Annotated in this window: 24 protein-coding genes; 8 read left to right on the forward strand and 16 right to left on the reverse strand. The window is 72.5% G+C overall.

The annotated features are described in order from the left end of the window. The first annotated feature begins 13 nt into the window (after positions 1-13). Together ACLQ2X_RS22595 and ACLQ2X_RS22600 are read left to right on the forward strand one after the other, a co-directional pair. Entirely contained in the window at positions 14-229 is a 216-nt protein-coding gene (locus tag ACLQ2X_RS22595; RefSeq protein WP_425683078.1) for an FmdB family zinc ribbon protein, read from the forward strand. A gap of 155 nt (positions 230-384) precedes the next feature. Beyond that, the gene (locus ACLQ2X_RS22600) at positions 385-3,189 is read left to right on the forward strand and encodes an ATP-binding protein (RefSeq protein WP_425683079.1); all 2,805 of its coding nucleotides are present in this window, start codon (positions 385-387) and stop codon (positions 3,187-3,189) included. A gap of 59 nt (positions 3,190-3,248) precedes the next feature. Here ACLQ2X_RS22600 and ACLQ2X_RS22605 read toward each other — a convergent pair whose 3' ends face one another. Further along, entirely contained in the window at positions 3,249-3,791 is a 543-nt protein-coding gene (locus ACLQ2X_RS22605; protein ID WP_425683080.1) for a phospholipase, read from the reverse strand. A 159-nt stretch (positions 3,792-3,950) separates the two neighbouring features. After that, positions 3,951-5,615, reverse strand: a complete 1,665-nt coding sequence (locus tag ACLQ2X_RS22610) for a glycoside hydrolase family 10 protein (protein WP_425683081.1) — start codon at positions 5,613-5,615, stop codon at positions 3,951-3,953. A 209-nt stretch (positions 5,616-5,824) separates the two neighbouring features. Between ACLQ2X_RS22610 and ACLQ2X_RS22615 the strand changes: the two genes are divergently transcribed. Then, the gene (locus ACLQ2X_RS22615; RefSeq protein WP_425683082.1) at positions 5,825-7,303 is read left to right on the forward strand and encodes an amino acid permease; all 1,479 of its coding nucleotides are present in this window, start codon (positions 5,825-5,827) and stop codon (positions 7,301-7,303) included. 92 nt (positions 7,304-7,395) lie between these two features. Here ACLQ2X_RS22615 and ACLQ2X_RS22620 read toward each other — a convergent pair whose 3' ends face one another. Genes ACLQ2X_RS22620 through ACLQ2X_RS22635 form a run of 4 tightly spaced genes read right to left on the reverse strand, consistent with a single transcriptional unit; the run spans position 7,396 to position 12,079 of the window. Continuing rightward, positions 7,396-8,220 (reverse strand): carbohydrate ABC transporter permease, encoded by an 825-nt coding sequence (locus tag ACLQ2X_RS22620; RefSeq protein ID WP_425683083.1) that lies wholly within the window; start codon positions 8,218-8,220, stop codon positions 7,396-7,398. 10 nt (positions 8,221-8,230) lie between these two features. Next, positions 8,231-9,193, reverse strand: a complete 963-nt coding sequence (locus tag ACLQ2X_RS22625; protein ID WP_425683084.1) for a carbohydrate ABC transporter permease — start codon at positions 9,191-9,193, stop codon at positions 8,231-8,233. 6 nt (positions 9,194-9,199) lie between these two features. Next, positions 9,200-10,531 carry an ABC transporter substrate-binding protein gene (locus tag ACLQ2X_RS22630; protein WP_425683085.1) on the reverse strand — a complete coding sequence of 444 codons (1,332 nt, stop codon included), beginning with the start codon at positions 10,529-10,531 and terminating at the stop codon, positions 9,200-9,202. Positions 10,532-10,567: 36 nt separating this feature from the next. Further along, on the reverse strand, positions 10,568-12,079 hold the full coding sequence (locus tag ACLQ2X_RS22635; RefSeq protein ID WP_425683086.1) for an alpha-N-arabinofuranosidase: 1,512 nt from the start codon (positions 12,077-12,079) through the stop codon (positions 10,568-10,570). A 151-nt stretch (positions 12,080-12,230) separates the two neighbouring features. On the opposite strand from ACLQ2X_RS22635, the gene ACLQ2X_RS22640 reads away from it, so the two are divergent. Then, on the forward strand, positions 12,231-13,289 hold the full coding sequence (locus ACLQ2X_RS22640) for a LacI family DNA-binding transcriptional regulator (RefSeq protein WP_425683087.1): 1,059 nt from the start codon (positions 12,231-12,233) through the stop codon (positions 13,287-13,289). Here ACLQ2X_RS22640 and ACLQ2X_RS22645 read toward each other — a convergent pair. From ACLQ2X_RS22645 to ACLQ2X_RS22655, 3 genes are all read right to left on the reverse strand, one after another. Then, positions 13,286-14,011 carry a methyltransferase domain-containing protein gene (locus ACLQ2X_RS22645; RefSeq protein ID WP_425683088.1) on the reverse strand — a complete coding sequence of 242 codons (726 nt, stop codon included), beginning with the start codon at positions 14,009-14,011 and terminating at the stop codon, positions 13,286-13,288. The genes ACLQ2X_RS22640 and ACLQ2X_RS22645 overlap by 4 nt on opposite strands. 145 nt (positions 14,012-14,156) lie before the next feature. Further along, positions 14,157-14,474: a hypothetical protein gene (locus tag ACLQ2X_RS22650; protein ID WP_425683089.1), complete on the reverse strand. Its 318-nt coding sequence runs from the start codon at positions 14,472-14,474 to the stop codon at positions 14,157-14,159. Between the two features lie 38 nt (positions 14,475-14,512). After that, entirely contained in the window at positions 14,513-16,150 is a 1,638-nt protein-coding gene (locus ACLQ2X_RS22655) for an ABC-F family ATP-binding cassette domain-containing protein (protein ID WP_425683090.1), read from the reverse strand. Positions 16,151-16,235: 85 nt separating this feature from the next. On the opposite strand from ACLQ2X_RS22655, the gene ACLQ2X_RS22660 reads away from it, so the two are divergent. The 3 genes from ACLQ2X_RS22660 to ACLQ2X_RS22670 all read left to right on the forward strand — a co-directional run bounded on the left by ACLQ2X_RS22660 (position 16,236) and on the right by ACLQ2X_RS22670 (position 17,797). Continuing rightward, positions 16,236-17,006: an ROK family protein gene (locus ACLQ2X_RS22660; RefSeq protein ID WP_425683091.1), complete on the forward strand. Its 771-nt coding sequence runs from the start codon at positions 16,236-16,238 to the stop codon at positions 17,004-17,006. A gap of 118 nt (positions 17,007-17,124) precedes the next feature. After that, positions 17,125-17,487 carry a tetratricopeptide repeat protein gene (locus ACLQ2X_RS22665; protein ID WP_425683092.1) on the forward strand — a complete coding sequence of 121 codons (363 nt, stop codon included), beginning with the start codon at positions 17,125-17,127 and terminating at the stop codon, positions 17,485-17,487. A gap of 55 nt (positions 17,488-17,542) precedes the next feature. Then, positions 17,543-17,797 carry a Smr/MutS family protein gene (locus ACLQ2X_RS22670; protein WP_091666418.1) on the forward strand — a complete coding sequence of 85 codons (255 nt, stop codon included), beginning with the start codon at positions 17,543-17,545 and terminating at the stop codon, positions 17,795-17,797. Between the two features lie 59 nt (positions 17,798-17,856). On the opposite strand, the gene ACLQ2X_RS22675 is transcribed toward ACLQ2X_RS22670, so the two are convergent. The 7 genes from ACLQ2X_RS22675 to ACLQ2X_RS22705 form a co-directional block, all read right to left on the reverse strand. Further along, a complete protein-coding gene (locus ACLQ2X_RS22675; RefSeq protein WP_425683093.1) occupies positions 17,857-18,126 on the reverse strand; it encodes a hypothetical protein in 270 nt (89 codons plus the stop codon). A 99-nt stretch (positions 18,127-18,225) separates the two neighbouring features. Beyond that, on the reverse strand, positions 18,226-18,591 hold the full coding sequence (locus ACLQ2X_RS22680; protein ID WP_425683094.1) for a hypothetical protein: 366 nt from the start codon (positions 18,589-18,591) through the stop codon (positions 18,226-18,228). A 35-nt stretch (positions 18,592-18,626) separates the two neighbouring features. Continuing rightward, on the reverse strand, positions 18,627-19,196 hold the full coding sequence (locus ACLQ2X_RS22685; protein ID WP_425683095.1) for a YciI family protein: 570 nt from the start codon (positions 19,194-19,196) through the stop codon (positions 18,627-18,629). Between the two features lie 17 nt (positions 19,197-19,213). Then, a complete protein-coding gene (locus ACLQ2X_RS22690; RefSeq protein ID WP_425683096.1) occupies positions 19,214-19,609 on the reverse strand; it encodes a hypothetical protein in 396 nt (131 codons plus the stop codon). A 30-nt stretch (positions 19,610-19,639) separates the two neighbouring features. Next, on the reverse strand, positions 19,640-20,035 hold the full coding sequence (locus tag ACLQ2X_RS22695; RefSeq protein ID WP_425683097.1) for a fluoride efflux transporter FluC: 396 nt from the start codon (positions 20,033-20,035) through the stop codon (positions 19,640-19,642). After that, positions 20,035-20,433, reverse strand: a complete 399-nt coding sequence (locus ACLQ2X_RS22700; protein WP_425683098.1) for a fluoride efflux transporter FluC — start codon at positions 20,431-20,433, stop codon at positions 20,035-20,037. The genes ACLQ2X_RS22695 and ACLQ2X_RS22700 overlap by 1 nt, the downstream gene beginning before the upstream one ends. A 74-nt stretch (positions 20,434-20,507) precedes the next feature. Continuing rightward, entirely contained in the window at positions 20,508-22,886 is a 2,379-nt protein-coding gene (locus tag ACLQ2X_RS22705) for a M28 family peptidase (RefSeq protein WP_425683099.1), read from the reverse strand. 312 nt (positions 22,887-23,198) lie between these two features. Between ACLQ2X_RS22705 and ACLQ2X_RS22710 the strand changes: the two genes are divergently transcribed. Continuing rightward, complete coding sequence (locus ACLQ2X_RS22710) at positions 23,199-24,392, forward strand: PP2C family protein-serine/threonine phosphatase (RefSeq protein WP_425683100.1); 1,194 nt, start codon at positions 23,199-23,201, stop codon at positions 24,390-24,392. Positions 24,393-24,410 lie beyond the last annotated feature (18 nt).

A 24,410-nucleotide genomic window follows, 5' to 3' on the forward strand; every position in this document is an offset into this window, starting at 1 on the left:
GTACGCTGAGGACATGCCCCGGTACGAGTTCCGTTGCCGCTCCTGCGGTGACACCTTCGAGGTCAACCGTCCGATGGCCGAGGCGGATCGCCCGGCGCCCTGCCCGCAGGGGCACGCCGACACGGTGAAGTTGCTCTCGACGGTGGCGCTCACCGGCAGGGGCGGAGCCGCCTCCACAGGTGGGATTCCCACAGGTGGTGGTTGCTGCGGCGGCGCCTGCGGTTGCTGAGTTTCCGCCGCTCGTCCCGCGAATCGATCCGGGTCTTGCCACCCGTGTGATCCTTTGGCACCTTGGGGCGTAATCCGCCCAACCGTTCTCACGATGCGTGATGACGCGGTCATAGGGCAGCATGAATCGGACGTCAGCGGGCGGAGGTTCGACGTATGTCGCCGCACAAACACCTCCCCAGCGGGTGGGTGACCTTCGTGTTCACCGACATCGAGGGGTCGACCCGACTGGCTCGGATGCTCGGACCGGTCTACCGCCCGGTGCTGCGCGAGCACCGCCGGCTGCTGCGCGACACGCTCGTCGGCACCGACGGGGCGGAGCTGCTCACCGAGGGCGACTCGTTCTTCCTCGCCTTCCCCGACGCCGCCGCCGCGGTCCACGCGTGCCTGACCGCGCAGCGCGCGCTGGCCGGTCACGAGTGGCCGCACCCCGACGCGACGCCCCGGGTCCGGATGGGACTGCACACCGGCTACGCCGAGCCGCGCGACGGCGAGTACGCCAGCCCCGAGGTGCACCGGGCCGCCCGGGTGGCCGCCGCCGCCCACGGCGGTCAGGTGCTCTGCTCCGCCGCCACCGCCCGACACGCCGACCCGCTGCCGGACGGCGTGTCCCTGCTCGACCTCGGCCTGCACCGGTTGCGCGGCTTCGACGACCGGGAACGGCTGTTCCAGCTCGTCGCGCCGGGACTGGAGCGCAAGTTCCCGCGCCCGCGTACCGCCGACGCCACGGCCCACAACCTGCCCACCCAGGTCACCACGTTCGTCGGCCGGCAGGCCGAGCGCGCCGAGCTGGGGCGGCTGGTCGAGGCGTACCGGCTGGTGACGGTGCTGGGCGCGGGCGGCGCCGGCAAGACCCGACTGGCGGTGGAGCTGGCCTCCGGGATCGTGGAGGACTACCCGGACGGGGTCTGGTTCGTCGACGTCGCCGCGGTGACCGACCCGGGACTGGTGGCCTTCGAGATCGCCGCCGTGCTCGGCCTGCGCCCGGAGCCGGGGCGGCCGATGGTCGACACCCTCGTCGAGTACGCGGCGTCGCGCCGGATGCTGGTGCTGCTGGACACCTGCGACGCGCAGACCGCCGCGTCGGCCGAGGTGATCAGTCGGCTGCTGGCCGGCGGCCGGGGCGTGCGGGTGCTGGCCACCAGCCGGGAGTCGTTCGGCGTACCGGGCGAGGTGGTGTGGCGGATTCCGTCCCTGTCGGTGGACGAGGGGCCGGACGGCGGGGCGAGCGACGCGGTGGCGCTGCTGCTGGACCGCACCGCGGTGGCCCGGGGCGGGCGCACCCCGGAGCCGGCCGAGCAGGCCGACCTGCGCCGCGTGGTCCGCCGGCTGGACGGCCTGCCGTTGGCCATCGAACTGGCCGCCGCGCGGCTGCGGGTGCTCTCGGCCGGGCAGTTGGCGGAACGGCTCGACGACATGCTGGGCACGCTGGACGCCGGCCGGGAGACCGCGGAACCGCCGCCGGTGGAGGCCGGTTGGAGCGGCAACCAGCAGGACACGGTGGACCTGGTGGCCGCCGCGACCGGCGCGGCCCCGCCCACCCCGGCCAGTCGCGCGGTGCAACGGTCGGCAAGCGAACGGCACATGACCATCCAGGCCACGGTCACCTGGTCGTACCGGACGCTCGGCGCGCGCTCGGCCCGGCTGCTGCGCTGGATGGCGGTGTTCGCCGGCCCGGTGGACCTGCCCACCGTGCAGTGGCTGCTCGACGAGGACCCGCTGGACCCGCTGTCGGTGCTGGTGGACAAGTCGATGGTGCTGGCCGAGCCGCACGCGTCGGGCAGCACCTACCGGATGCTCGACCCGATCCGGGCGTACGCCGCCCGCCGGCTGATCGAGGCGGGTGAGGAACAGAGCGCGCGGGACCGCCACGTGGCCTGGTGCCGGCACGCGCTGGACCGGGCACACCTGGGGCCGGACGGCCGCCCGCTGACGCTCTCCCTCTACGCGCTCGACCCGCTGGCCGGCGAGCTGCGGGCCGCGCTGCGCTGGAGCGCCACGGGCGGCAGCGCCCGGTCCGGCCTGCGCCTGGCCGGCGACCTGGACCAGTGGTGGCGGGAACGCGGGCTGGCCCGGGAAGGTCGGCTGTGGCTGTTCCGGCTCTACGGCCGCATCGCCGAGACCGGCGAGGACATTCCGGAGGCCGAGCTGGCCGCCGCGTACCACATGCACTCGCTGCACGCGGGCGCGGACGGCGAGTTCGGCGAGGAACTGCGCTACTCGCAGCGGGCCGAGGCGGCCGCCCGGCAGTCCGGCGACCTGGGTCTGCTGGCCCGGGTGCTGGCCGGGCGGGCCGCGCCGCTCGTGGACATGGGTCAGTTCGCCGAGGCGGAGCGGATCTGCCGCGAGGTGATCGACTGGGCGTACGCGCAGGACGTGGTCGGCGACGCGCTGCTCGCCGTCTACAACCTGGCCGAGCTGCTGTGGCGTCGGGGCGCGCTGGACGAGGCGGCCGAACTGCTGGCCGCGGCCCGTCCGGTCGAGGCGGCCCGACCGGCGGAGCGCGGCGGGCGGTCGGTGGACATGCTGCTCGGGATGGTGGCGCTGGCCCGGGGCGACCTGGTCGCGGCGCACGAGCACCTGCTGGTGGCGTTGCGGTCCCGGATGAGCCACGGCTACCTCGGGCGGGCCTGCGACACGATCAACGCGATCGCGGTGCGCTGCGCGCTGGCCGGGGACGCGCTGTCCGCGGCCCGGCTGTTCGGTGCGGCGCAGGCCACCCGGGCGAACCTACGGGCCACGCCGGGCATCTACGGCCCGTACTGGTCGGCCCGGCAGGTGGACCTGCGCCGGGTGCTGGGCGACGAGGCGTTCGACGCCGCCTACGGCGCCGGGGCCGGACTGCGGCTGGACGAGGTCGCGGCGCTGGCGCTGCACGTGGAGCATCCGGACCTGGGGGTCGACTCGCCGTGGTTCGGCCCGGCCACCCCGGCGGTCGAGCCGCGCAGCACGGCGGGCTGAGCGGTACGACGGCCGCGCGGGCCGGGCCGCGTGGGGGTGCGGCCCGACCCGGCGGCGGTTCAGACCCGGGCGGCGGCGCGGCGCTCGGCGTCGGCCTTCATCCGGGCGGCCCGGTCGATGTCCGCCGGTGACACGGCGGCGACCGAGCCGAAGGCGCGGACCGCCTGGTAGTAGGTCCAGGCGAGGCTGTTGCAGGCCGGCCGGACCACCGCGTTGTAGGTGGCGCAGACCCGCTTCAGGTCGGCGTGGAAGGCGCTGTCGAGGCGGGACTTGTTGGCCGCGAAGGCACCCAGCGCCTTGTGGTTGCGATAGCCGAAGTCGTGCCGGTGGCAGGAGAGCTTGAAGGCGAACCCGAGTGGGTTGTCCGGGCTGGACGAGCAGTAGTCGGTGGACCAGTCGAAGCCGTATTCGGCCCAGGGGGCCCGGTCCGCCCGCGCGCTGTTCCAGGCGCGGTAGCTGGCGGCGCTGGTCTGGGTCCAACCGGTCAGGACGGTGAGTTTCTGTTGGGTGCTCACCGCGGCGGCGGCCGGCGTGGCCAGGCCGAGCAGGGTGAGCAGGGTGAGGGTCGCGGCGGCGAGGGTGGTGGCGAGGCGACGGGACACGGGAACCTCCGTGGGGCGGCGGCCGGGACGTCCGGCTGTCGACAAGTGTCGATCAATGGGGTGACCTGCGGCGATGGTGCGGCAAGCGGCTCGCTGGCAGGCGCCCAAACAGACGAATGTCCCCGGGTCGGCAGCGCGACCCGGGGACATCCGGCGGGGTCAGCGGACGAAGCGCGGCAGGCTCGCCGGGCTCTCGTTCGCCAGTCTGTCCAGCGCGGTCACGTAGTACGTGTACCGGGTGCCGGCGGTCGCCGTCGTGTCCAGCCAGGACTGGGTGGCGCCGTCGGTGGCCCGGACGGTGCCGACCAGGTGGGACGCGTCGGCGAAGTCGCAGCGCCCGGCCAGGCCGTGCCCGTCGAACCGGTAGATCGCGTACGAGGCGGCGGTGCCGAGCGGGCCCTTGCCGTCGGCCGGCTGCCGCCAGCTCAGGCGCACCCCGTCGGCCTCCCGCTGGGCCTTGGTGACCAGCGGGAACAGCAGCGGCTTACGCGGCAGGTGCGTCATGGTGGGCACCAGCGCCGGCCGGGAGTAGTGCTCGGCCGCGTAGATGTCGGTGGCGCCCAGCCGGTTCGCCCGCACCTGGACCGCCGAGAAGTGCACGTTGCCGAGCACCTCCGGGTACGACCGGTTCAGCGTCAGGTGGTTGGACAGCTCCTGCGGGTTCATCCAGAACGATCCGTACGCCGGGTCACCACTCTTGTAGTCGGCCTGGCCGATGTAGAGCTGGACCCGGGTGCCGCGCACCTGCTCGGCCCACCACGGCACCAGCCGGGCGTAGTCGGCGGCCGGATACTGGCCGATGTACCAGTAGAGCTGCGGCACGATGTAGTCGACCCACTCCTCCTTGACCCACTTGCGGGTGTCGGCGGAGATGATGTCGTACGACTGCGAGCCGGTGGTGTCCGAACCGTTCGGGTCGGCCGACGCGTTACGCCAGATGCCGAACGGGCTCACGCCGAACTTGACCCACGGCTTGGCCGCCTTGATCTTGGCGTTCATCTCCTGGATCAGCAGGTTGATGTTGTCGCGCCGCCAGTCGGCCCGGTCGGTGAAGCCCCGGTTGTACTTGTCGAACGCGTCGTCGTCGGGCACCTGGTAGGTGCCGGACGGGTACGGGTAGAAGTAGTCGTCGAAGTGCACGCCGTCGACGTCGTACCGCTTGACCGCGTCCATCATCGCGGTCTGGACGAACTCGCGGACCTCCGGGATGCCGGGGTTGTAGTAGAGCCGGCTGCCGGCGACCCCGGCCGGTGGGTAGGCGAAGACCCAGTCGGGGTGCTGCCGGGCCGGGCTGTTCGGCGCCAGCTTCGACAGGTCGGCCCCGGCTCCGCCGGGTGCCGGCATGGAGACCCGGTACGGGTTGAACCAGGCGTGGAACTCCAGATTGCGCTTGTGCGACTCGGCGACCAGGAAGGCCAGCGGGTCCCAGCCCGGGTCCTGGCCGCGGACGCCGGTGAGGTATTCCGACCACGGCTCGTACGGCGAGGGCCAGAACGCGTCGGCGGTCGGGCGGACCTGGACCACGACGGCGTTGTGGTTGAGCCGCTGGGCCAGGTCGAGCCAGCTCAGGTATTCGGCCTTCTGCTTGGCGACCTGGTCCGGGGCGGTCCAGGAGTCCTTGCTGGGCCAGTCGATGTTCGTCACCGACGCGATCCACATGGCCCGGAACTGCCGCTTGGGGGTGGCCGGGTCGGTGACGCATTCGGTGGTGGGGGAAGTGGCGGTGCTGGTGTCGGTGGGTGCGGCCTGCGCCGGGGTGCCGGCGACCAGCGTGCCGAGCAGCGTCGCGGCCAGCGCGGCGGCTCCGAGCCGAGTTGCCTTCATGCGGTGCGGTCCCTTCGTCGGGTCCGGGGGGAACGGTCGGCGGCGGGCGCTCGGCAACATCCGCCGCGTCGCCTATGCCGCCGGTAGAAAACTTTCATCAATCCGTTCCCCGCGCAAGACCCCGGGCGGGATTGGGCCGGCAAAGCACTGGGTAGCAGCCCCGCCGCGGACCGCCACCGTGGCGGACGCACCGGTGGGGAGGTGATCCCATGTCGGTCCTGCGGACCAAACCGATCCGGGACGTGCTGGCCCAGGGGGAGAGCGACGGCGAGGACGGCCGGCCCGGACTGCGCCGTCGGCTCGGCGCCGTCGACCTGATGGGTTTCGGCATCGGCATCGTGATCGGCACCGGCATCTTCACCCTGACCGGCGTCGAGGCGAGGAACAGCGCCGGCCCCGGCGTGGTGATCTCCTTCGGCATCGCCGGGCTGGTCGCGCTGCTCGCCGCGCTCTGCTACGCCGAAATGGCCGCCAGCGTGCCGACCGCCGGCAGCGCCTACACCTACGCGTACGCCACCATGGGGGAGATCGTCGCCTGGATCATCGGCTGGGACCTGCTGCTGGAGTTCGCGCTCGGCGCGGCCGTGGTGGCGCGCGGCTGGTCCGGCTACCTCGCCGACCTGCTCGGCCTGCCCAGCGCCTGGTTCGCCGAGGAAGGCAGCATCGTCAACCTCGGCGCCATCGCCATCGTGCTGGTGCTCGGCGCGGTCGGCGTCGTCGGCATCCGCGAGTCCGCCCGCGTCACCAACGTGCTGGTGCTGGTGAAGGTCGCGATCTGCGCGTTCGTCGTCATCGCCGGGCTGTTCTTCGTGAAGGCCGCCAACCTCAGCCCGTTCATCCCGGCCAGCGAACCGGCCGGAGCCGACGACGACGGCATCAAGCAGCCGGTGACCCAGGCCCTGTTCGGGCTGGAGCCCTCCGTCTTCGGCTTCGCCGGGGTGCTCACCGCCGCCGTGGTGTTCTTCGCGTACACCGGGTTCGAGGCCGTGGCGAACCTCGGTGAGGAGACCCGCAAGCCCAAGCGGGACCTGCCCCTCGGCCTGCTCGGCACGCTTCTGATCTCCACCGTGCTCTACATCGGCGTCTCGCTCGTCGTGGTCGGCATGGTCAAGTACACCGAGATCGACGAGGGCGCCCCGATCGCCTCCGCGTTCCGGGCGGTCGGCGCCGGCTGGGCCGCCGTGCTCGTCTCCATCGCCGCCGTCGCCGGCCTCACCAGCGTGATCCTGGTCGACTTGGTGGCCATGGGCCGGATCGGCTTCGCCATCGCCCGCGACGGCCTCATCCCACCCGCCATCGCCAAGGTCCACCCCCGCTGGGGCACCCCGTACCGGATCGCCGGGATCATGACCATCGGGGTGGCGCTGCTGGCCGGCTTCCTCCCGCTGTCCGCGCTGGCCGACCTGGTCAGCATCGGCGCGCTCTGCGCGTTCATGCTCGTGGCCCTCGCGGTGCCGATCCTGCGCAAGCGGCGGCCCGACCTGGAACGGCCGTTCAAGGTGCCGTTCTCGCCGGTGCTGCCGGTCGTCACGGCGCTGGCCTGCCTCTACCTGAGCCTGAACCTGTCGGTGGAGACCTGGCTGCGGTTCCTGGCCTGGATGGCGATCGGCGCGGTCATCTACTTCGGCTACGGGCACCGCAAGAACCGGCTCGCCCACCAGGAGCACTCCGCCACGCCCACCCCCTGAGGGGGTTGAAGGAAGGGCCCCTTGTTAACACTCCGGTGTTAACAAGGGGCCCTTCCTCTACCGGAGGCGTTAACAGGGGGCCCTTCCTTCTCTCAACCCTTCAGGCCGCTGCGGGAGACGCCCTGGATGACGTGCCGCTGGGCGAGCACGAAAAGGATCAGCGCCGGCACGCTGGCCAGCACCGCCCCCGCCATGATCACCGGATAGTCGGTCACGTACGTGCCTTGGAGCAGGCCCAGCCCTGCCGGCAGGGTCAGCCGCTCCGGGCTGAACAGCACGTACACCGGCCAGAGGAAGTCGTTCCAGTTGGTCAGGAACGACAGCACCGCGAGCGTGGCCAACGCCGGCTTCGACAACGGCAGCAACACCTGCCGGAAGACCTGCCAGTGGTTCGCCCCGTCCAGCACCGCCGCCTCCTCCAACTCGGCGGGTATGGACAGGAAGAACTGGCGCAGGAAGAACACCCCGAACGCGCTGGCCGCGCCGGGCACGATCACCACCGTCAGCGTGTCGATCCAGTTCAGCCGCTCGGCGATGACGAAGTTCGGGATGATCAGCGAGGTGGGCGGCAGGAAGAGCGTGCCCACGATCAGCGCGAACAGCGACCGGCGGCCGCGGAACCGCATCCGGGCCAGGGCGTACCCGGCCATCGACGCGGTGACCAGCACCAGCAGCGTGTGCAGGCTGGCCGCCAACATGCTGTTGACGAACCAGCGCAGCACCGGGTTCGCCGCGTTGTCGACGATCTGCTGGTAGCCGTAGGTGGAGAACGGGTCCGGCAACCAGCCGGGCGGGTCCCGCTGCGCGTCGTCGTACGTCTTCGCCGACGTCAGCAACATCCAGACCAGCGGGGTCACGAAGATCGCGGTGAGCAGGAGCAGCAGTCCGTACCGCACCACCGCACGCGTACGCGTCATGGTCGTCCCCTCAGTCTTCCCGGTAGCGGAACAGCCGGAAGTTGGCGACGCTCACCACCGCCAGCATCAGTGCGAAGAACACGCTCATCGCGGCGGCCCGCCCGGCGTCGTAGTCCCGCAGCCCCTCGTCGACGATCCGCCAGACCACCGTCCGGGTCTGCTCGCCGGGCGCCCCCTGGGTGATCAGGAACGCCTGCCCGAAGACGTTCGCCGAGGCGAGGATCGTGGTGGTGAGGACGAACAGCATGACCGGGCGCAGCCCGGGGACGGTGACGTGGCGGAACCGGTCCCGGGCACCGGCCCCGTCGACCTTCGCCGCCTCGTACAGCTCCGCCGGGATGTCCTGCAGACCGGCCAGGTAGATCACCGCGTTGAAGCCGCAGGTCCACCAGACCGTCACCCCGACAAGCGACACCCAGGCCCACGGCACGTCGGTGACCCACGGCGTGTCCGAGGGGAGCCCGACCAGGCCGAGCAGCCGGTTGACCAGGCCCAGGTTGGCGTCCAGCAGGAAGCGCCAGAGCAGGCCGATCACCGCCACGCCGAGCACGTACGGCGCGAAGAAGGCGGCCCGGAAGAACGTCCGGCCGGGGAACGAGCGGTTGAGCAGCAACGCCAGCCCCAGCGGGATGACCACGAGCAACGGCACCGACAGCAGCGTGAAGGTGCCGGTGGCCCGGACGCTCGACCACCAGTCGCCGTAGATGGCCGAGTCGCGGGAGAACAGGTCCCGGTAGTTGCCCAGCCCGACGAACGGTCGGTTGGGCAGTTGCAGGTCCCACTGGTGCAGGCTGATCCAGACTCCGAACAGGATCGGCGCCAGCCCGAAGACGCCGAACAGGATCAGGTACGGCGCGAGGAACAGGTACGGCGTCGCCCGGTTGCCGCGTTCCGTCACGCCCCGGCGGCGGGTGGGCGCCGCCGGTGGCGGCGCGTCCGCACGCGCCGCCCCGGCCTCGATCACGTCCGCCACGGCGGATCAGTTCCCGTACTTCTTGCGGTTGTCCGCAAGCTGCTTGGTCGCCTTGGCCACGCCGTCGTCGAGCGCCTGCTTCGGCGGCTTCTTGCCCAGCGCCGCCTCGTTGAACGCGCTGTAGAAGGTGAGGATGGCCTCGTTGAGCCCCGGCACGGACGGCGGGAAGGCCGCGTACTCCAGTTCGGGGGCGAGCGCGTTGACCTCGGTCAGCGCGGTGAACTCACCGCTCTCCCGGACCGCCTTGCGGGCCGGCACCTGGCCGCCCTTGGCCCAGTCCAGCGAGTGCTGGCTCAGCCAGTTGATGAACACCTTGGCCCCGGCGACCTTGTTCGCGTTCGCCGTGCGCTGCTTGACGATGGTGAAGTTGTGCGAGTTCGCCCAGGCGGCCTTCTGGCTGCCGATCTGCGGCAGCGGCGCGACGCCCCACTGCACGTCCGGGCTCTTCTTCAGGTCGTTGATCTGCCAGATGCCGTTCCAGTTGAAGGCGTTGCGTCCGCTCTTGAACGCCAGGTAGTCGGCGTCCTGGCCGACGTTCTTCGGGGAGTGGCCCTGCTTGATCAGGTCGACCAGCCAGGTGCACGCCTCGACCGCCGGGTCGGAGTTGAACGTCGCCTTCGCCACCTCGGCGTCGAACAGCGTGCCGCCCCACTGGTGCAGCAGGCTGTAGAAGGTCATGCCGCCGGTGAACTGGAACGGGCTGACCCAGAAGCCCTGCACGCCCGACTTCTTCAGCTCGGTCAGCGCGGCGGTGTACTCGTCCCGGTTGGTCGGAGGCTTGTCCGGGTCGAGGCCGGCCTTCCGCATGACCGCCTTGTTGTAGTAGAAGCCCAGCGGGTGCATGTCCAGCGGGATGCCGTACCGCTTGTCGTTGTAGAGGCCGCCCTTCCAGACCGTCGGCGCGAAGTCGCCCTCGCTCAGCTCCAGGGCCTTGGCCACGTCGTCCAGCTCGGTGATGACGCCGCGGGCGGCGAACGTGGCGAGCTGGTCCATGTGCATGACGGCGATGTCCGGGCCGTTGCCGCTGGAGACCGCGCCGGGGAGCTTGCTGTAGTAGTCCTCCCACTGGTACGTGACCACGCTGACCGCGATGTTCTGGTGCTCGCCGTTGAACTGCTGGACCAGCGTCTTGAATATCTCGCCGTCACCGCCGGTGAAGCCGTTCCACAGCTTCAGGTCCACCTTCGGGCCGGTGTAGTCCTTGCCGCCGTTGCCGGACGCGCCGGAGCTGTCCGAGCTGCTGCCGCCGCCGCAGCCGGCCAGGGTCAGCGTGGCCGCCGCGCCGAGGCCGATGCCGAGGCCGAGCAGGCGTCGCCGGCTCATCTCGTTCTGGATCATGCGTACTCCTTGGGGGACGGGTGCGATGGGACCTGGTCACCGCTGGGGTACGAAGCGCAGCAGGTTCCAGGAGGTGGCGGGCAGCAGCACCGAGGCGCGGCCGCCGTCGAGGGCGGGGGTGGTGAGGTCCCGGGACGCGACCCGCTGCGGGTCTGTCTCGGTGTTCGTGGCGTCCGGGTCGTCGCCGGCCGCCAGGGTGGTGTGCGCTTCGGCGCGCAGACCGGGCAGGCCGCGCAGGTCCAGGTCGAGGGGGAGGTCGTCCGGACCCCGGTTGACCGCGAAGACGGCCAGCTCGCCGGTCTCCTCGTCGTGCACGGCCACGGTGTCCAGGGCCGGTACGTCGCCGTACCGGGCGGTCGGGTAGGTCGGGCCGGTTGGTTCGGTCCGCAGCACGGTGCCGCGCGCGTACCGGGCGGTCAGCGCGAACGGGTGGAAGATGGCCTGCCGCCAGGCGGGGCCGCCGGTGCGGGTGCGGATCGGGGCGATGACGTTGGCCAGTTGCGCCTGGCAGGCCACGCCGATCCGGTCGGCGTGCCGGAGCAGGGTGATCAGCAGGTCGCCGACAACCACCGCGTCGACGGCGGTGTAGTCGTCCTCGATCAGCGCCGGCGCCTCCATCCAGCCGCGCCGGTCCAGGTCGGCCTGCAGGCGCGACTGGTACCAGACGTTCCACTCGTCGAAGGAGATCTTCAGCTTGCGGGTCTGGCGCAGCCGGGCCGCGACGTGGTCGGCGGTGGCGACGACCTCGGTGATGAAGGCGTCCATGTCGACGGCGGAGGCGAGGATGCTGGCCCGGTCGCCGTCGGACGGGTCGTAGTAGGCGTGGGCGGAGATGTAGTCGACGTGTTCGTAGGTGTGCGCCAGGACTGTCGCCTCCCAGGCGCCGAAGGTGGACATTCCCCGCCCGGAGCTGCCGCAGGCGACCAGGCTGATCGACGGGTCGATCATCTTCATGGCGCGCGCGGTCTCGGCGGCGAGCCGGCCGTACTCGTCGGCGGTCTTGTGCCCGACCTGCCACGGCCCGTCCATCTCGTTGCCGAGGCACCACAGCCGCACCCCGTACGGCTGTTCGGCGCCGTGCTTGCGGCGCAGGTCGGACAGTTGGGTGCCGCCGGGGTGGTTGGTGTACTCCAGCAGGTCGAGGGCCTCGGTGACGCCGCGCGTGCCGAGGTTGACCGCCATCATCGGCTCGACGCCGGCCTCGGCGGCCCAGGTCATGAACTCGTCCAGCCCGAACTCGTTCGTCTCGATCGTCTTCCAGGCCAGGTCGAGCCGGCGCGGGCGGTCGCCGACGGGGCCGACGCCGTCCTCCCACCGGTAGCTGGAGACGAAGTTGCCGCCCGGGTAGCGGACCAGGGACACGCCCAGTTCGCGGGTCAGCTCCAGCACGTCGCGCCGCAGGCCCCGCGGGTCGGCGTTCGGGTGCCCCGGTTCGTAGATCCCGCCGTAGACGCAGCGTCCCATGTGTTCGACGAAGGAACCGAAGATCCGCCGGTCCGCGGGCGCGACCCGGAACGCCGGGTCGATCGTGAGCTGCGCGTTCGGCACGTTGCCAACCTCTTCCTCGCGTGTGGTGCGGTGACCGGGGTCACCCCGTTGTCCCTGCTTTCTACAACGTTGTAAGCAGCCCTGTAAAGAGGTCGTCGCGCCGCGGCCGCGGGGTACAGTGCGGCCAGCGTTAACCCCGGGAGGAAGTTCAGTGCGGCACAGGCTCAAGGACGTCGCGGAGCGGGCCGGCGTGTCGGTGAAGACGGTCTCCAACGTCGTGAACGGCTACCAGCACGTCCGCGCGGACACCCGGGCCCGCGTCGAGGAGGCCATCGCCGCGCTCAACTACCGGCCCAACCTGTCCGCCCGCAACCTGCGCAAGGGCCGCACGGGGGTGATCGCCCTGGCCGTGCCGGAACTAGACATCCCCTACTTCGCCGAACTGGCCCGGCACGTGGTGACCGCCGCCGCCGAACACGACTGGACGGTGCTGATCGACCAGACCGGCGGCGGCCCCGAGCAGGAACGCAAGGCCGCCGGCGGCATCGGCGACCACATGATCGACGGCCTGATCCTCAGCCCGCTCGCCCTCACCGCCGACGATCTCGCCGCCCTGGCCGGCCTGCCCATGGTGCTGCTCGGCGAACGCGTCGACCACGCCCCCGCCGACCACGTCATGATCGACAACGTGGCTGCGGCCCGCGAGATCACCGCCCACCTGGCCGGCCTCGGCCGCCGCCGGATCGCCGCCATCGGCTCCCAGCGGACCCCCGAGGGGGCCAGCGCCCGGCTCCGCCTCGCTGGCTACACCGCCGCACTGGCCGCGGCCGGCATCGCCTACGACGAACGGCTCGTGGCGCCCGCGCCGGCCTGGCACCGCGCCGACGGCGCCGCCGCCGTCCGGCACCTGTTCACCTCCGGGGTACGCCCCGACGCCGTCTTCTGCTTCAACGACACGCTCGCGCTCGGCGCGCTGCGCGCCCTGCACGAGATGGGCCTGCGCGTGCCCGAGGACGTCGCGGTGGCCGGCTTCGACGACATCGAGGACGGGCGTTTCTCGATCCCCACCCTGAGCACCGTCGCGCCGGACAAGCAACACATCGCCCAGCTGGCCGTCGAACTGCTCGCCGCCCGCCTCGGTCCCGACCGCGACTCCCCACCCCGCGAGCTGATGGCCCCCCACTCCCTGGCCCTACGCGAATCCGCCCCACCCCTGACCCCCACCCCGTCGTCACCCGGCGGGGTTCCTCCCAGGGCTGGGCGGGGCTAGTCGAAGAAGCGGGCCAGGTGGGAGGGCGGAGGTGGTGGGGCGTCCGCCGGGAGCGGGGTGAGGTCGGCGAAGACGGACGCGCCGTCGCAGCCGACGTGCAGCGGATACCAGCGCGGGGTGCCGGGTGGGCGCTGGCCGCAGATGCCCTTGAACGTCTGCACGTCGAGCAGCCGCACGTGGGTCGGGTCGGCCACCGCGTTGACGTGCCGCCACCACGGGCTCATCACGTGCAGCACCCCGCCCGGCCGCAACGCCCGGTGACACTCGTCGAACAGCGGCAGGAAGTCGATCAGGTGCTCGACGATGTGCACCGCGAAGAACACGTCCACCGAGTCGTCGCGCAGCGGCAGCGAACCGGAGAGGTTGGCGACCGCGTCCACCCCCGGCGCCGGATAGATGTCCAACCCCAGGTTGCCCGCCCACTGCTTGGTCGCCCCGCAGCCCAGGTCCACCACCACCGGCGCGCGCCCGGCCACCGCCACCCGGCACCAGATGCCGAGTACGCCGGACAACCGGCCGATCAGGTCGCGTACCAGCCGTAACTGCGCCGGGTCGGCGACCTCGCCGGTCAGGTGCGCCACGCCCCGGTCGAAGCGCACCTCGACGGTCGCCCCGCGCAGCCGCTCGTCGTGCCGGGCCACATCGGCCCAGGCCTCGGCGAGGAAGTCGTCGGCCTGTCGAAGCCGCTCACCCGAGAGCGCGGCCTGCCCCGTCGCCACCATGCGCCACCTCCGGCGGCGCGTTACCCCCATTTCGACCCGATATGCCTGTCCACCCCACCCCGCCCGCCGGGGTGATCAAGGCGTTCGTGGCAGGAATGCGGACCGGCCCGACACAAACTCCTTGATCACCGCGGGGACGGGAGGGTCAACCGGAGAGGGTTCGGCGAGTGGTGCGGGAGCCGCGCATGCGCTGGCGTGGCTGGGCGGCGGCCGTCTTCGGGCGCTTCAGGTGGTAGCGGTGCAGCTCGTTGTTGCCGGGCAGCGACGGGTCCTCGCTCATCGACACCAACTCCCAACCCTGGTCGCCGGCCCGGTTCAGGTGGGCCAGCGCGGTGTCGCCGTACGGCGTCACGTCGATCATGGAGCCGTCCGGGCCGTACCAGATGAAGACGACCTCCCACCCGGCATCGGTGGCGGCGGCCTGGCGGCGGCGGACCAGCAGCGCGTACTCCCACTTGAGCATGCGCTCATTGTGGACCCGCCCGGGCGGGTCAGCACGGATCAGTGCTCGGCGATCCGTCCGTCCGCGACGCGCAGCCGCCGGTTCACACTCACCGCGTCCAGCATCCGCCGATCATGGGTAACCAGCAGCAGCGTGCCCGGGTAGCTCGCCAACGCCGTCTCCAGCTGCTCGATCGCGGTCAGGTCGAGGTGGTTCGTCGGCTCGTCGAGGACCAGCAGGTTGACCCCGCGCCCCTGCAACAGGGCCAACGCGGCGCGGGTCCGTTCGCCGGGGGACAGCGTCGCCGCCCGCCGCAGGACGTGGTCGGCGCGCAGGCCGAACTTGGCCAGCAGGGTCCGTGCGTCCGCCGGGGCGAGATCGGGTACGGCGGCGCCGAACGCGTCCAGCAGCGGCTGGTCGTCGAGGAACAGTCCCCGGGCCTGGTCGACCTCGCCGACCACCACACCCGGGCCGAGCGCGGCGTGGCCCTCGTCCAGGGGCAGCCGGCCGAGCAGCGCGGCGAGCAGGGTGCTCTTGCCGGAGCCGTTCGCCCCGGTGATCGCCACCCGGTCGGCCCAGTCGATCTGCAGGTCCACCGGGCCGAGGGTGAAGCCGCCACGGCGTACCACGGCGCCTCGGAGCGAGGCCACGACGGCGCCGGCGCGGGGCGCGGCGGCGATCTCCATCCGCAGCTCCCACTCCTTGCGCGGCTCCTCGACCACGTCCAGCCGTTCGATCAGCCGGGCGGTCTGCTTCGCCTTCGCGGCCTGCTTCTCGGTCGACTCGACGCGGAACTTGCGGGCGTTCTTGTCGTTGTCGGGGGCCTTGCGCCGGGCGTTCTTGACGCCCTTCTCCATCCAGGCCCGTTGGGTGCGGGCGCGCAGCTCCAGGCCGGCCTTCGTGTCGGCGTACTCCTCGTACTCCTCGCGGGCGTGCCGGCGCGCCACCGCGCGTTCCTCCAGGTAGGCCGCGTAGCCGCCGCCGTAGTGGTTGACCTGCTGCTGGTGCAGGTCCAACTCGACGATCCGGTTGACCGTGCGCGTGAGGAACTCCCGGTCGTGGCTGACCAGCACGGTGCCGGCGCGCAGCCCGGTGACGAAGCGTTCCAGCCGGTCCAGCCCGGCCAGGTCCAGGTCGTTCGTGGGCTCGTCGAGCAGGAAGATGTCGTACCGGCTGAGCAGCAGCGACGCGAGCCCGGCGCGGGCGGCCTGACCGCCGGACAGGCCGGTGGTCGGATGGTCCAGGTCGACGTCGAGACCCAGCTCGGCGGCGACCTGCCCGGCCCGTTCGTCCAGGTCCGCGCCGCCGAGGTCGAGCCAGCGTTCCAGGGCGTTCGCGTACGCGTCGTCGGCACCGGCCGCCCCGGCGGTCAGCGCCTCGGTGGCGGCGTCCAGCGCGGCTTGCGCGGCGGTGACGCCGGTACGCCGGGCCAGGAAGTCGCGGACCGTCTCACCCGGGCGGCGTTCCGGCTCCTGCGGCAGGTAGCCGACCGTGGCGGTGGGCGGGTTCAACGCCACCGACCCCTGCTCCACCGGCGCCAGGCCGGCGAGCGTGCGCAGCAGCGTGGACTTGCCCGCGCCGTTCGGCCCGACCAGGCCGACCACGTCGCCGGGCGCGACGACCAACTCCAGGTCCTCGAAGAGGAGACGGTCACCGTGGCCGGCGGTGAGACCCTTGGCGATCAGTGTGGCGCTCATCAGGTAGCCGAGCCTACCGGCGCGCGCATCCGGATTACCGTGAGCGGGGCTCCCGGCGTCGCCGGTCTGAGGGAGACTCACAGCCGTGGTGACCACACTGGCGATCGACTGCGGCGGTGGCGGGATCAAGGCATCCGTGCTGGACGCCGCCGGGACCATGCGCGCGCGGCCGTTGCGCGTGCCCACGCCGTACCCGCTGCCGCCGACCCTGTTCCTCAAGACGCTGCTGGATCTCGGCGCCCGGCTGCCCGCGGCCGACCGGCTCACCGTCGGCATGCCCGGCATGATCCGGCACGGCGTGGTGGTGGCCACCCCGCACTACGTGACCCGCTCCGGGCCGCGCAGCCGCGTCGACCCGGACCTGGTGGCCGAATGGGCCGGGTACGACGCGCGCACCTCGTTGGCCGAGGCGTTCGGCATGCCCGCGCTGGTGCTCAACGACGCCGAGGTGCACGGCGCGGGCGTGGTCGCCGGGACCGGTTGCGAGCTGGTGCTGACGCTCGGCACCGGGCTGGGCAGCGCGCTGTTCGACGGCGGGGTGCTCGCCCCGCACCTGGAGCTGTCGCACGCGCCGGTGCGCTGGAACACCACCTACGACACGTACGTCGGCGAGCCGGAACGGCGGCGCCTCGGTGACGCGTTCTGGTCCCGGCGGATCCGGCAGGTGGTGGACGGCCTGCGGCCGGTGTTCCGCTGGGACCGGATCTACCTCGGCGGCGGCAACTCCCGGCTGATCCGTGCCGACCAGGTGGCCCGGATGGGCGACGACGTCGTGGTCGTCCCGAACACGGCGGGAATCATCGGCGGGGTCCGCGCCTGGGACCTGGTCGGCGACAGGTACGACCCGACCACCTGATCTTCGGCGCGCCCGGGTCTCCGTCGCCGTCACTGCTCCGCAGGAACACTCGCGGTCGCGCCGGTGTTGTGCCAGCGTCGGACCCGAGAGGCTGGCGCGACACGAGGAGGTGGGTCGAGTGGATCTTCTGGCGGACTACCGGCGGGCGACCATGTTCTTCGAAGCGGGTGACCCGACCGGGGCGGCCCGGCTGCTCGAACCGATCATCGAGGCGGAGCCGGGCAACTCCTCGGTCCGGCAGTTGCTGGCCCGCGCCTACTTCCAGTCGGCCCAGCTCACCCGGGCCGAGGAGCAGTTGCGCGAGCTGGTCGACCGGGACCCGAGCGACCACTACGCGCACCACGTGCTGGGCCGCACGCTGGAGCGGATGAACCGGCCCGCCGACGCGCTGCGGCACCTGCGCATCGCGGCGGCGATGCACTCCACCAACACCGACTACGCCACCGCCCTGAAGCGGGTGGAGAGCCGGATCGGTCGGTGAGTGCTTCGAGGGGCAGCCCGGGCGGGCTGCCCCTCGACATACCTAGGATGGACTGGTGAAGCTCAAGCTCGACCTCCACGACATCTACAACAAGGGCCACGACATCGACCGGGCGTTACGCGGGATCATGGACGAGGCGGTGGCGAAGAAGGCCACGCTCGTGGAGATCATCCCCGGCAAGGGGTCGGGCGCGCTCAAGAAGAAGGTGCTGCGCTTCCTCGACCAGAAGGACGTGAAGGCGATCTACCACCGGGTCGAGAAGGACTCGAAGAACTTCGGCCGCCTGTTCGTGCACTTCCGCTGGAAGTAGCGACGGCCGAGCTGGTGGTGGAAGGAGACCTCGACGTCGAGGTGAAGCCGGCAGTCGGCTCAGCCAGCCGTTTCGCGCAGGTGGGCGATCAATCGACGATATTCGTCAGGTGTGCCGATGGCGGCCCGATGGTCCGGGTGGGCGAGGTAGTGGTCGATCACGGAGGCGAGGAATCGGGGCTCGACGCCGTCGGCGGGTAGCGCGGGGCGGCCCACGAGGCCACGTCGCCGCATCAGCGTGGGGTTCGCGACCGTCAGCGGAAGCCGCATCGTCAGCCGCATGTCGTTGCTCGGCGCCTCGACCTGTGGCCGGGCCTCCCAGGGAATCATGCGCGATCCGAGGAGGCCCGTGGTGCGTACGCCGTCCGGGCTGAGCCACACGCTGTGCCCGCGCCAGGCCGTGGCTGTCAGCAGCGCGATCAGCGCGAGTCAGGCCAGGCTCACGACGACGTCGAACGTGGTGGCGACGCCCGCCTCCGTGGAACGCAGGTATGCGCCCACGGTCACGGAGGACTGGCCGAGGAGACCCAGGGTGAGGAGAACCCGCCACGCCGGGGCCGGTGAGGCGAAGGCCGTGCTCCGCGGCAGCACCACCAGAGTGGGGGACCGTCTCCCCATGCTGATGATCGCCAGGAGCAGAAAGGTCAGAGCAAGGAGAAGGATGGGGAGGAACGACGCCCGCGCCACGTCCGGCGCGTAGCCCATGGCGGCGGCATTCGCACCCGCCACCAGCAGGCCTGCGGCCAGGACGGGCCGGCGGTGCCGCACCACGGCGGACAGGATCGCGTCGATCACTTTCGCGATCCTACAAACGGTGTTCACCCGCTCCGCTACGCCGAGACGGCGGCACCCGGTTCCGGGCGTCCGCCGAACACCCACTTGTGCACCTCCACCTCGGCGTACCGGTCAGCGGCCAGCACGGCACGAGCCTCGTCCGGCCCGACCGCCCGCACCAGCGCCGCCGTCCCCAACCACGTCGCGCCGTCGTCGGACAGCAGCGGCCCGTACGCGACCAGCTCGTCCTGCCGCTGCGACAGCACCGGGCCCGCGCCCGACGCCGGGCCGAGGCCGAGCACCAGGTAGCGGTTGCCGCCGGTGCGACCGCCGGGGAAGTCCCACATGGTGCCGCCCAGCATGTTCCCCCACCGGCGCAGCATGACGTCCCGGTACGCGCCGGCCTGGTAGTTGGGTTCGTCGAAGGCGAACGCCCGCGCGGCGGCGGGGTCGGGCAGGCTCAGGATGTGCACGCTGCCGGTCGGGGAACCGTCGTCGGCGAGGGTCGGGCCGCGCGCGGTCATCTGTTCCGCGTAGCGGTCCATGTAGGACCAGTGGTGCTCCACCAGTTCCTGGCGCAGAGCCGCCGAGCCGAGCCGGTCCCGGTGGTAGCAGAAGAAGTCCATGATCCCAGTGTCGCCTTTCAGCCGGGCAGTTCCGTGGAGCCGTCCCCACCGTTGTAGCCCCGCTGACTGATCTGCCCGTCGGCGTAGGTGTAGGCCCACTGTTCGCCCGTCTCACCCTCGAACCGGACGGTTCCCGCGCGCACGAACGGGGCCAGCGCGACGTAGAAGGCGGTGGCCTGGCCCGACCACTTGAAGTCGTCACGGCTCTGGCCGACCTCGATCCAGTCTCCGTCGCGGACGAACGTGGCCGCACCCACCCACGCCATGTCGGCCAACGTCGCGGGTGTGGGCGGCTGGTCCGGGTCGAACCAGCCGTCGCGTCCGGCGCAGGCGGCCCGGACGGCGGCGAGGGTGGCTGCCTCGTCCCCCTCGGGAAGATGCAGACGGCCGGACGGCTCCACGTTGTATCCCACGACGCCGATGATAGGGAGACCGGCGACGGGTCAGATCTGCTCGCCGAGCCAGAGGCCGAACGCGGCCAGGACCAGGCTCGCGCCGAGGCTGCCGAGCACGTTGAACGCCTCGACGGCGGCGCTCTTACGCAGCAGCCCCAGCGTGTGCCACTCCTCGGTGGAAAAGGTGGTGTACGCGGCGATGAAGCCGACGCCGACGACCGTGGCGAAGTCCTGCGCCCCCGCCCCGACGTTCTTCGCGGCGTAGCCGGTGACGATGCCGAGCGCGAACGCGCCGGACACGTTGATGAGGAAGGTGCTGGCCGGGAACGCCCTGCTCGAACCGGAGACCCGCGCCGCCCACCAGGGCTTGACCGCCGCGTCGACCCCGGCGCGGGCCAGCGCGCCGAGCCCGCCGGCCAGGAACACCCCGATACCGACCCACATCACGCACGCCCGGCCCGGCGGCGGCCCGTCGCGGATTCGGCGAGGCGGGCGCCGAGCGCGGCGGCGACGACCCCGCCGACGATGCTCGCGACGAGGTAGATGACGGCCGGGCCGGTGCGGCCCGCACCGATCAGCTGGTCGGACTCGACGATGAAGTGCGACCAGGTGGTGAAGCCGCCGATCAGCCCGGTGGACAGGAACGGCTTGCCCCACGGCCCTCTGAGCACGTGCGCGGCGACGAGCGTCGTCACGGCGGCGAGGGCGAACGCGCCGACCGTGTTGATCCCGAAGGTGACCCAGGGGAAGTGCGGTGGCGTGGGCTCGGCGAAGCTCTGCCACAGCACGTACCGCAGGGTGGCCCCGATCCCACCCCCGAGGATGATCGCGAGCGTCTTCACACACCCGAATGTGCGCCACCGACGGTCGCGGCCCAGAGCCTCCGGGGGATCTCACCCGAACGACTGACCGGTGATCAGAGCGGGTACGTGCGCGCCACCGCCAGCATCTCCGAGCTGTGCGAGCCGACCACGCCCACACCCGTCGGCCTGGGGCGGAACCCCGCCACCGAGGACAGCCCGTCGCTGGCGTCCATGGCCCGCAGGTTCACCGGACCGCCCGTCGACGTCAGGGTCAACGTGATCTCCACGCCCTCCGGTGGCGGGGCGTGGAACACGACCCCGAATCCCCACCTGCCGTCGCCCGGCTCGACCGGCACGTCCCGCCCGGCCACCGTGGCGGCGCGCACGGTGGCGGTGGTGGTGTCGACGTGCAGCGTGAGCAGGCGTACCTGCCGTTGTGGCGTCACCCGCACCCGCAGCACCCGCTGGTCGCCGGTGCGGGTGTCGGCGAGCGTCTCCACCTTCGGGGCGGGCAGGGGCGCGGCGACGGCGGGGCCGGAGCGCAGGCCGGTGCCGCCCAGCCCGGGGAAGTCGTCGGCCACCCGGGCGGTGCCGTCGACGTACCCGTCGGTCCAGGGCTGTGGCTTCTCCTCCCGGCTGAGCCAGGTCGCCGTGCCGGTGCCCGCGTCAAGCGCGTACATCAGGTGGGTCGGCACCGGGTGCTCGGCGTCGAAGCGGTCCACGGCCAGGCCGACCCCGGCCAGCACCACGGCCGCGAGCGCGGCGGCCCCGGCGGGCAGCACGCCGAGCCGGCGGGCGCGCAACGCGAGCAGGCCGCGCTGCCCGCCGGCGCGCGGGTGCAGCAGGTCCACCACCGGCAGCACGGCCAGGCCGAGCAGCACCGCGACAAGCGCGGCGACCGCGCCCATGCCCATGCCGAGCGCCGGGAACAGCAGCACCACCGGCGGCAGCAGGACCACCACGGCCACCGCGCCGGCGAGCGTCACCGCGACCACCGGCCACGGGCCGTCGCTCCGGGTGGCCAGCGCCGCGAACCCGGCGAGCGCGCCGGCCAGCGCCGGCAGGGTCGTCAGGTACGCCCCACCGGGCACGAACACGGCCAGTAGCACCCCGAGCAGGGCCAGCCAGGTCAGCCCGCCGAACGCCAGCGCGGCCGGGCCGACCCGGCGGCGCAGCAGCGCGTACCAGCCGCACAGCACTGCGGCGGCGAGCGCCACCACGGCGAGCCGGTACGCCCCCGGGCGGTACGGGTCGAGCAGATCGGCGTACCCGGGACGGATCGTGGTGACCGCGGCCCAGAGCAGCCACGCGCCGAGCGGGGCCACGACGATCGGCACCAGGGTCAGGCCGACGCCGGCGGCGAGCGTGCCGGCGGTGGCCCGGGCCCGGCGGCGCAGCAGGACGCCGAGCGCACCGACGGCGAGCAGTGCGGCCACGGCCAGCGGCAGGGTCAGCCATCCCGGGTAGCGGACCAGCCCGCCGGGCACCGGGAAGTAGGTGGCGTCGTGCCCGGAGCGCAGGCCGCCCAGGTCGGTGCGGCCGAACTCGCGGGCCAGGCCGAGCGCGTTGTCGCCGTGCATCTGGAGGCTGCCCCGGTCCACCCGGGCCGGCACGTCCAGCGGCGTGTGGTAGATCGCGGCCCCGTCGATGTACGCCGAGTTGAGCCCGACGAAACGCTCGTCGAGGAAGGCGGTGAAGTCGGTGTCGTTGGGCAGCGCCCGATAGATCTCCACGGCGAACGAGGTGCCCACCGGGTGCGGCGCGGCCCGGCCGAACACGTCCACCAGGCGGGCGTTGTTCCGGGACGTCTCGAACATGATCACCGGGCCGGTGGAGCCGCGTGCCTCCAGGTTGAGCACCACGCCGCCGTCGGCGGCCAGCGGATGGTCGGCGGCGAAGCCCGCCGCCCCGCACAGGCAGGCCTCCTCCGCGTCGGTCAACACGAAGACGATGTCGTTGCGGGGGCGCGGGCCGGTGCTCAGCGCGCGGGCCACCTCCAGGACGGCGGAGGTGCCGGCGGCGTCGTCGTTGCCGCCCGCCCCGGTCTGCACCGAGTCGTAGTGGGAGACCAGGAAGACCTTCCCGGTCGGGTCGGTGCCGGGCAGCCGGGCCACCACGTTGCGGACCCGGGCCACCGTCGCCCCGCCGGCCGCGCCGGACAGCTGCCCGGCCTCCGGCGCCACCGCGTCCTGCACCTCCGTCTCCAGGCCCAGGCCGCGCAGCACCCCGACCAGGTGCTCGCGTACCCGGTCGTTGGCCTCGCTGCCGGCCACGTGCGGCCGGGCCGCGATCACCTCCACGTTCCGGTACGCCCGGGCGGCGCTGAACTCGCCGGCCGGCGCGTCGGCCGCGCGGGGCGTCGGGGTGGACAGGTCGACCAGGACGCCCGCCCCGACGGCGAGCAGCGCGACGAGTGCGGCGAGCGCGGCGATCGGTCGGCGGCGGGGACGGGTGAACGCCCGGTCGGCGGGGCGGGTGGGGGGTGCGCCCACGGGAACTCCTCGGGGGGTGGATCTACGGGGGGTGCGCATCATCCTGCACCCCCGGCGGCCGATACGGCATTCCCGCATCGGTGCGCTGCCGGGCCGGTGGCACCGCCGCGTAACATCGTGGGTCAATTACGCCGCTGTCCGGGTGGGCGGATCACCCGCCTCCCGGCGGGGCGCGGTCGTGTGGTGTGCGACCGTGTGTCAGGCCAGGATCGCCACGATCGTCGGAAGGAGCGCGACATCACCAGCGAACTCCCGCGACTCGCGGCGGTGGGGCGCCCGCACCGGGGGACCGGCGCGTCGGGCGCTGCCGTCATGCCGCACGCCGGGGCGGGCCTGCACGGCGGCATCCCGCCGGGTGAGCGGCTGCGGGTGCTGCTCGTCGAGGACGACGAGGGCGACGCGTTCCTGGTCGGTGAGTTGCTCGCCGAGACCAACTCGATGATCGACCTGCTGGTGGCGACAAGCCTCCGCGAGGCCCGGCAGCGGGTGATGGGCGTCGACTGCGTCCTGCTCGACCTGGGCCTGCCCGACGCGCAGGGCCTGGACGGGCTGCGCCAGGTGCTGGAGATGGCCAGCAGCGCCGCGGTCTGTGTGCTGACCGGCCGGTCCGACGAGCACCTGGGGATCGTGGCGGTCGCCGAGGGCGCGCAGGACTATCTGGTCAAGGGCCAGGTCGACGGCGTGCTGCTGACCCGGGCGCTGCGGTACGCGGTGGAGCGCAAGCGGGCCGACGAGAACGCCCGCCGGTTGCGCGAGGTGGAGCTGCGCCAGGCCGAGTCCGCCCGCCTGGAGCGGGGCCTGCTGCCCCAGCCGCTGATGACCACCGACGAGGTGTCGGTGCACACGTTCTACCGGCCCGGCCGGCACGCCGCGCTGATCGGCGGCGACTTCTTCGACGTGGTGCAGACCGAGCCGGACCGCATCGACCTGATCGTCGGCGACGTCTGCGGTCACGGCGTGGACGAGGCCGCGCTCGGCGTCGAGCTGCGGGTCGCCTGGCGGGCCCTGGTGCTGGCGCGGGTGCCCGACGAGGAGGTGCTGCCGGCGCTGGAGCAGGTGCTGATGAGCGAGCGTCGGCTCCAGGAGATCTTCGCGACGGTGGCCACCACACGGCTCGACCTGGCGTCGGCGCGGGCCACCGTGCGGCTCGCCGGTCACCCGCCTCCGCTGCTGCTCAGCGGCGGCAAGGTCACCCCGGTGCCGGCCAAGGGCGGGCTGCTGCTGGGCGTCCGGCCCCGGCGTCCGGTCGCGTTCGACCTGGAGTTCGACACCGACGACTGGTCCCTGCTGATGTACACCGACGGCCTGATCGAGGGGCGGGTCGGCAGCAGCGACGAACGACTCGACGTGCCCGGCCTGACCGGCCTGCTCGCCGACCCGGCCAACCAGGCGGTGCCGCTGGCCGAGCTGCCCGCCTGGCTGGTCGGCCGGGCCGAGCAGATCAACGGCGGGCCGTTGGCCGACGACGTGGCAATGTTGCTGGTCAGCCGGGGCACCGGCCGGTGAGCGTGAGGAACGGGCGGG

Source organism: Micromonospora sp. DT31 (assembly GCF_049841795.1).
Classification (GTDB): Bacteria; Actinomycetota; Actinomycetes; order Mycobacteriales; family Micromonosporaceae; genus Micromonospora.